At 38.8% G+C, this 6058-nt stretch carries 3 protein-coding genes and 1 pseudogene; all 4 read right to left on the bottom strand.

What is annotated here, in order from left to right:
* A partial coding sequence (locus QM409_RS10625) for a metal ABC transporter solute-binding protein, Zn/Mn family (RefSeq protein WP_414305720.1) occupies nucleotides 1-490 on the bottom strand: 490 nt, incomplete at its 3' end.
* Nucleotides 491-670: 180 nt separating this feature from the next.
* Complete coding sequence (locus QM409_RS10620) at nucleotides 671-3256, bottom strand: pneumococcal-type histidine triad protein (protein ID WP_414305718.1); 2586 nt, start codon at nucleotides 3254-3256, stop codon at nucleotides 671-673.
* Between the two features lie 157 nt (nucleotides 3257-3413).
* The gene (locus tag QM409_RS10615; RefSeq protein ID WP_414305719.1) at nucleotides 3414-5945 is read right to left on the bottom strand and encodes a pneumococcal-type histidine triad protein; all 2532 of its coding nucleotides are present in this window, start codon (nucleotides 5943-5945) and stop codon (nucleotides 3414-3416) included.
* A 7-nt stretch (nucleotides 5946-5952) separates the two neighbouring features.
* Nucleotides 5953-6058: pseudogene (locus QM409_RS10610) on the bottom strand (adhesion protein); the annotation flags it as partial.

The raw sequence follows: 6058 nt of genomic DNA, 5'->3' as shown, positions 1-6058 counted from the left end.
TCTGATAAGTTTCTTTATGCTCACTATCCACCTCTGAAAGTTTATCAGCGATAATCTGAGCTTCTTCGCCAGCTTTTTCAGGATCTAGCCAAGTGTGAGGATCATAGAGCGTTTTTTCATCAACTCCATCACCTGCTTCCACATCTTCTAGACCAGGGACACGATCCAATGTCATTCCTTCTGAAGCCTCTAAAACCTTAACTTTGGATTTTTTTAGATTGGGATCCAGACTTCCTGCCCAAGATTCGAGCGTATGCGAATGATAAACAAAGACATCTGCATCATAGATGGCTGCAATATCATTTGCTGAAGGTTCGAAGGAGTGAATTCCGCTACTTGACTGAATCATTCGAACATCATTCAAGTCACCAGATACTTCCTTGACCATGGCATAGATAGGATAAAAACTGGTTACAATTTTCATCCCTTTACCTGACTGGCTTTCCTTTTGACCACAAGCAGCTAATACCAGAGCCAATACACTGGTCATCAATACTAAAATCGTCCTCTTTTTCACTATAACTCCTTAACTAGTGTTTAACCATTTAATTAACTAGTAAATAGTTTATCTTTATTTAGAAAATATGTCAAGAATTTTTACACAATTTCATAAAAAAGAGAACAGAATCCATATTCTGCTCCCTTTTTATCTTCTATAATAGTTGTATAGTTACTTACTCTCCTTTAACAAGACTAATAGCTTTTCAGCTTCCGCCATAATAGTATTGTTGTCCTGAGAACCAAATAACAGGTTATTTTTTAATCCTGTGAGAGTTTCGTTGGCATTGGACTTAAGAATTGGATCCTGAATCTTTTTAAGTAACTCTTCCGCCTCTCTCAGTTTTTCTTCAACCTTTTCAGTTTCAACCTGAGGTTCCTCTGGTTCCGATGGTGATTCTTCTTCTGATTCCTCTGGTTCTTTTGGTTTTGGAGATTCTGCTTTCTCATTTTTCGGTTTTTCTTCGCGAGGTTTTTCCTCCTCAATTTTTTCTGACTGAGGTTTCTCCTCTGTTGGTTTCTCTGTTTGATTGTTAGCAGCTTGACTATTGTGGTTTCTTTGAACATGGTCGCTCGCATTGCCCCAACCACTATCTGAATGCGGACGTTCGTTTGGATGTTCGACATAATACTTCACAGTTTCAAATAGCTCTTCTAAAGTATACCCCTTAGGTGCCTCATAAAGTCCTTCGTCAAACCACTCAAATTTGATGTTATGGTAATGGTCATAATGAGGTATAATCAAACTTCCATTTTTAACTTCCACAGTATGTTGGAGATTGTAAGGCATACGATCAAGTGGTACCTTCTTAGCTGCTTTTACTCGATTGTAAATCGCTTCTGCTCCCTTAGCCTCAGTATTTCCTGAGCTTTGATGATTTGTTGAAGGAGGCGTCAAACCTTTCTCTTTAGCATAAGCCTGGGCTGCCGCTCTTTCAGCTTCAGACAAACTATCTTTCTTTATCCAATGACTGTGGGTCATATGAGGAGTTACATAGGCATCCCCCTCATCACTTGTGATATCACGAGGATCAAAGATATAACCGTCTTCTGTTGTATACTTACCTGCCAACTTGGCTACTTGAATCTCATCATCTGTGTAAGCTATTTGTGCATTTGGTTTTCCTAAATGTTCTGGATGACGAATCGGCGCTAGAAAAGCAAGGATATCATCAACTAACTTGACCTTATCACTTGACTCATCGTTGAGACGTTCCAATAGTCTATCCAAAGAGTCAAAATCAGCTTGGCGCCCTTTATTGGAAATCAAATCTTGATGAACTGTTGCTAGTAAATCATAAGCTTTGTTGTAAAATTTTTGATCAGCAGATGCAAGATTGGTTTTCTTAGCTCCTAACTCATGAGACAAACTTTCTTGTTTGGCAAGTTTATCATCAATGGCTGCAACAGTTTCTGCTGAAAGTTCCTTGGCAGAAATATAACGCGAAATTCCATTCTCTTCGAAGACATAGCCATCAACCACCTTTCGAATCACCTGTTTTACCAATTTTCCATCAATTGGATTGCTTGGAGTTGGTTTAGGATTTGGTACAGGTTGTGGACTTGGTATTGGGGTAGGCTCTGGAGCAGGAATTGGTTTTGGAAGGCTTGGAGTCGGAATTGGTTTTAATTCTTTACCACCTGCAGTAGTATGATTTCCTTGATAATTTTCTGAAATCATTCTTGCAATCTTCTGCTCTAAATCAGACATTTGAGAATAAGGGATAAAGTGATAATGATCTCCATGTGGCACTGCAACACCATTCGCAGTTTTTCTTGTAATCTGCGCTGGATCAAAAACAAGTCCATCTGATTCCACATGTCGTTGGCTAAGCGGTAAGGCATAAAGCTGTTTCAAGAGACTGGATACGTCTTCACTTGGACTTGCTTGATAACTATTATCCACTTGTGGGCTAACACTTGGAGTCCATCTTCTGGTATTTGCTTCAACATTGCTTTGATTCGTTTGTCCATATGAACTACTATTCGGTGTCTCTGATGAGCTACTGCTAGAAGAATTTGTCGAAGGACGATAGCCAACTGAGCTTGGTTGATTACCTTTTCCAGATAAGAAGGCTCGAGCTGCAGCTAATTCACTGGCAGACAAGTCACTCTTAGGAATATAGTGGAAATGATTGCCATGAGGAACGATATAGGCATCGCCTGTATCTTCTATAATATCAGACGCATTAAAGATATAACCATCATCCGTTGTATAGCGCCCTTGAGCTCTAGCAGCGACTACCGCATTATCGTTAGAACCTCCTCCGTGATTACTACTGTGTTCTTGCTTCTGACGAGTGATTTCTTCTTTTGAGCGAACGTTATCAGCATGTGCTGCGTCCTTTAGATAGACATAATACTTACCATCTACCTTAATCACATAGCCACCCTTGATTTCATTGACAATGTCTGAATCCTTCAACTGATAATTTGGATCTTTCATCAGCAGTTCTTCACTAATGATAGCATCATAAGGAACCTTGCCATTATAGTAGTGATAATGGTCTCCATGAGAAGTCACATAACCTTGATCCGTAATCTTGATAACGATTTGCTCGGCATTAATACCTTCTTTTTTACTGACTTCATCAGGTGTCAAAGTCTCTGCCTTTTGGCTTGGTTGGTTACCATCGATGTATGAAACACGGTTATTTTCTTTTACAGTTTGAGCTTGATGCAAACCTAGTTCATAAGCACAGACACTTAAAACAAGTGCTGCTGCTGATCCAGCTAGATATTTTTTATTGATTTTCATAATCTCCTCTTTTCTTAACTCTATTTGATTCACTATAAAACAATAAACCAGTTAATTAACTAGTTAATATTTTACTCCTTTTAGTACTGCTTGTCAAGAATTTTTCGTATATACATAATAAAAATGAAAGCCTCTTTATCGAGACTCCCATTTTTCATTAGTTTGTTTTTTCCTTATTTACAGGTGAAGGATTACTACCCTTTAACAACGCAAGTAATTTTTCTGCTTCTGCCATGATACCATTATTATCCATGGTTTGGAGACTCAAATTATTTCGTAAACCAGCTAGGGTTTCTGTCGCATTGCCTTTCAGACTAGCATCCGTTACTTTAGCAAGTAAAGCTTCTGCTTCTTTGAGCTTGGCTTCTACTTTTTCAGTCTCTACTTGAGGGACTTCTGGCTCAGCAGGTGTTTCCTCTACTGGTTCTTCATCCGCTTTGAAGTTCTTTTTGGGATCTTCACTGTGGTCTTTCTTACCTAAGACATGCTCGCTGGCATTGCCCCATCCATCATTAGAATGTGGACGTTCGTCAGGATGTTCAACATAATACTTAATCGTTGCAAATAAATCTTCCAACGTATAACCATTTGGAGCTTTGTATGAGTGATCATCAAACCAAGCAAATTTAATGTTATGGTAATGATCCTTATGAGGAATGATTAAATTACCATTTTTAACTTCTACTGTATGCTCAACCATGTATGGAAGTCGAACGAGTGGAATTCGTTTTTCCCCTTTCACACGATTGTAAATAGCCGCTGCACTATCTCCAGTTGGATTTGCTTGAGCATCTGCGTCTGCTGACGGAGGTAGAATTCCTTTTTCTTTAGTATAAGATTGAGCTGCAGCTTTTTCCTTATCAGAAAGGCTGTCTTTTCCAATCCAGTGACTATGTCCCATATGAGGCGTTACATAGGCATCTCCTTCATCACTGATAATATCATGTTCGTCAAAAATGTAACCATCTGAAGTTGTATACTTATCAGCTAATTGAGCAATGCGGACTTCATTTTCGGTATACTCAATCTGAGAATTTGGTTTGCCAAGTCGCTCTGGATGAGTAATTGGTGCTAGGAATGCCAATAAATCATCTACCAATTTTCCTTTATTAGAAGATTCATCATTCAAGCGTTCTGCTAATTTGTCTAAGGCTTGGAAATCAGAAACGCGACCTTTATTTTCAGACAAGGCTTTATGAGCCTCAGCCAACAGATTATATGCTTTATCATAAAATTCTTGGTCACGAGGAGCAACTTTTTCTTTTTTAGCAGTTAAAGCGTGTGATACACTCTCTTGTTTTGATAACTTGCTTTCAAGATTTTTAACAGTTTCAGATGGTAAATCTTTCGCAAAAACATAGCGTGAGATTCCTTTTTCTTCGAAAACATATCCTTCTCCAACTTTTCGTACCAGTTGACTAACCAAAGAAGAATTTGAGTCTATTTTAGGATTTGGAGTAGGAGCCGGCTTTACAATAGGTTTCAAAGGTTTTAAGCTAAGAGCTGGCAAAACAGGAGATGGAATTGGTTTTGGAAGGCTTGGAGTCGGAATTGGTTTTAATTCTTTACCACCTGCAGTAGTATGATTTCCTTGATAATTTTCAGAAATCATTCTTGCAATCTTCTGCTCTAAATCAGACATTTGAGAATAAGGGATAAAGTGATAATGATCTCCATGTGGCACTGCAACACCATTCGCAGTTTTTCTTGTAATCTGCGCTGGATCAAAAACAAGTCCATCTGATTCCACATGTCGTTGGCTAAGCGGTAAGGCATAAAGCTGTTTCAAGAGACTGGATACGTCTTCACTTGGACTTGCTTGATAACTATTATCCACTTGTGGGCTAACACTTGGAGTCCATCTTCTGGTATTTGCTTCAACATTGCTTTGATTCGTTTGTCCATATGAACTACTATTCGGTGTCTCTGATGAGCTACTGCTAGAAGAATTTGTCGAAGGACGATAGCCAACTGAGCTTGGTTGATTACCTTTTCCAGATAAGAAGGCTCGAGCTGCAGCTAATTCACTGGCAGACAAGTCACTCTTAGGAATATAGTGGAAATGATTGCCATGAGGAACGATATAGGCATCGCCTGTATCTTCTATAATATCAGACGCATTAAAGATATAACCATCATCCGTTGTATAGCGCCCTTGAGCTCTAGCAGCGACTACCGCATTATCGTTAGAACCTCCTCCGTGATTACTACTGTGTTCTTGCTTCTGACGAGTGATTTCTTCTTTTGAGCGAACGTTATCAGCATGTGCTGCGTCCTTTAGATAGACATAATACTTACCATCTACCTTAATCACATAGCCACCCTTGATTTCATTGACAATGTCTGAATCCTTCAACTGATAATTTGGATCTTTCATCAGCAGTTCTTCACTAATGATAGCATCATAAGGAACCTTGCCATTATAGTAGTGATAATGGTCTCCATGAGAAGTCACATAACCTTGATCCGTAATCTTGATAACGATTTGCTCGGCATTAATACCTTCTTTTTTACTGACTTCATCAGGTGTCAAAGTCTCTGCCTTTTGGCTTGGTTGGTTACCATCGATGTATGAAACACGGTTATTTTCTTTTACAGTTTGAGCTTGATGCAAACCTAGTTCATAAGCACAGACACTTAAAACAAGTGCTGCTGCTGATCCAGCTAGATATTTTTTATTGATTTTCATTCTTTCCTCACTTTAATTCTTCTGCTAAAATACTCATATTGTCTTCTAGGTTTTCTAAATAAGTCTTGTCATTTTGTGGGTCTGCCTCTAAAGGATTCAGAGTTTTAAGCCCC

It is taken from the genome of Streptococcus mitis (assembly GCF_047465045.1).
GTDB lineage: Bacteria > Bacillota > Bacilli > Lactobacillales > Streptococcaceae > Streptococcus > Streptococcus mitis_DT.
The sequence above is the reverse complement of the archived record's forward strand: the minus strand, read 5'-3'. Positions and strand labels throughout refer to the sequence as shown.